We start from the raw sequence: 2,383 nt of genomic DNA, 5'->3' as shown, positions 1-2,383 counted from the left end.
CCGCGCCGTCCGGAAGGGACCGCGTCCCACTGCATCTCGGGATCGAACCAGACGGTCAGCGAGCCGCGCTGCCTCAGCGCCTGGTTATACGCTTGCCAGTTGATCGTCTTGTAGATCGGCTTCGGAGGTCTGCTCATGCTGCCCGGCTAGCATGCTGGATTCACGAGATGAATCCCCTGGATTTGCGCAACAACGCCTTTGAGAGCCCCCGTCTGCCCAAAAATCTGGAGAACTCCCCCTTGGTAAAATTTTGCCTTTTGCAGCCCCCATCCCGCCACGGAGCAGGGTCGCGCTGCCTGCCCTCTGGAAAGGGAATTATCCTTATTTTCAAGGGGCTTTTCCACAATCTCGTGCTGATCCGTGGCGGTTTCGCGCGCCGCACCCCGCTTGCCCGGGATATGATGACGAGCAACGGCGCCGGGCCAGAGCCCCCGGTCAGCAGAGTATCACCATCCCCCGCCGCGGGACCTTCGCGTGCGGGACCGGGAAAGGCATGTCATGGCGGGCAAGCGGACAGAAGGCGGGCAGGACAGGGCAGAACAGCTGCCTGTCCCGCCGCCAGCCCCCGCGCTGATCGCACTGGCGCGGCTTCTGGCGAGACAAGCTGCGCGCGAGGCGCGCGCGTGCCATACTGACGCAAGCTGACGGAGGTGAGCATGACGACTCGGACGGCGGCGCCGCGCGCGGCGATCTACGCGCGCTATTCGACGGATCTTCAGTCGGCGGCCTCGATCCCGGATCAGGTGCGGCTGTGCCGACGGCTGTGCGAGGAGCGCGGCTGGACAGTAGCCGAAGTTTTCGCGGACGAGGCGATGAGCGGGGCCTCGCAGCTGCGCCCCGATTTTCAACGCATGCAACAGGCGGCAATGCGCGGCAGCTTTGATGTGATCGTCGCCGAGGCGCTCGACCGGCTGAGCCGAGACCAGGAGCATATCGCGGGGCTCCACAAGCGGATGCGCTATCTCGGCGTGAAGATCGTCACCAAGGCCGAGGGCGAGATCAGCGAGATGCATATCGGGCTTGGCGGCACGATGTCGGCGCTGTTCCTGCGCAACCTGGCCGAGAAGACGCATCGAGGCCTTGAGGGCCGCGTCAGGGCGGGCAAATCGGCGGGCGGGATCAGCTATGGCTACCGTCTGGACCGCCAGCCGCTGCCGGACGGGTCGTTCACGACCGGAGACCGGGTGATCGACGCGGCAGAGGCGGCGATCATTCGGCGGATTTTCATGGAATATGATTGCGGGCGCAGCGCGCGAACCATCGCGACGAGCCTGAACCGGGATGGGATTCCGGCCCCGCGCTCGGGCGGCAAGGGCAAGGGCACCTGGTCCTTTTCGACGATCTCCGGGAACTGGAAGCGCGGCACGGGCATTCTCAACAACGAACTCTACATCGGCAAGCTGGTGTGGAACCGGCAGCGCTTCGTCAAAGACCCCGATACCGGCAAACGTCAGGCACGGCCGAACCCGCCCGAGGCCTGGATCACCGAAGACACCCCGGCCTTGCGCATCATCGCAGACGACCTCTGGTCTCGGGTCAAACAGCGTCAGGGCGCAATCCGCGAAGATATCCTGAGCGAACGGGCCGCCGATCCCGACGCCCCCCAAATCGAGCGCGGCCATCGCCCGCGCTATCTGCTGTCGGGGCTTCTGACCTGCGGCTGCTGCGGCGCGGGCTATATCATGATCAGTGACAGCCGCCTGGGCTGTGCCGCGGCCCGGAACTCCGGGACCTGCACCAATCGCAAGACCATCAAGCGGCTCGATGTGGAAGCGCGTGTACTTGACGGGCTGAAGACACAGCTGATGCATCCTGACCTGGTGGCGGAGTTCATCGCGGAGTTTCACCGGGAGATGGAGAAGGATCGGCTCGAGGCCGAGGCCGGACGGGTCGAGGCGGAACGGGCTCTGTCGAAAGTGACGAAGGAGATCGACAACATCGTTACTGCGATCACGGAAGGCATGTTTCATCCGAGCATGAAGGCAAAGATGGATGCGCTGGAGGCGCAGAAGGCGGCGTTTGAAGCAAAACTGACCGCCCTGCCCGCGCGGAGCCCGGTGGTCCTGCACCCGGGGCTGGCGGATGTTTACGCGGCGAAGGTTTCGGATCTGGCGGCTGCGCTGAACGATCCGGCAAGCCGGCCGGAGGCGGTGGAGATCCTGCGCGGTCTGATCGAGAAGATCGTGCTGAGCCCCGACGCGGACGCCGCGAACGGGCATGTGATTGAGCTGTATGGGGAGCTTGGGTCGATTTTGTCGTTGTGCAGCAATGGGATGTGTCAAAATGCCAACGCCCGCGCTGTTAGCGCGGGCGTGAGGCAAGTGACTATGGTTGCGGGGGTAGGATTTGAACCTACGACCTTCAGGTTATGAGCCTGACGAGC

The 2,383-nt window shown here is 64.2% G+C and carries 1 protein-coding gene and 1 pseudogene; one reads left to right on the top strand and one right to left on the bottom strand.

Features of this window, described 5'->3' with window-relative positions:
• A pseudogene (locus BYZ73_RS20795) lies at positions 1-137 on the bottom strand (IS5/IS1182 family transposase); the annotation flags it as partial.
• 519 nt (positions 138-656) lie between these two features.
• Here BYZ73_RS20795 and BYZ73_RS20790 point away from each other — a divergent pair.
• Positions 657-2,372 (top strand): recombinase family protein, encoded by a 1,716-nt coding sequence (locus BYZ73_RS20790; protein WP_112317523.1) that lies wholly within the window; start codon positions 657-659, stop codon positions 2,370-2,372.
• Positions 2,373-2,383: the final 11 nt, after the last annotated feature.

It is taken from the genome of Rhodovulum viride (assembly GCF_003265965.1).
Classification (GTDB): Bacteria; Pseudomonadota; Alphaproteobacteria; order Rhodobacterales; family Rhodobacteraceae; genus Rhodovulum; species Rhodovulum kholense.
This window is presented reverse-complemented; position numbering and strand designations above follow the sequence as displayed.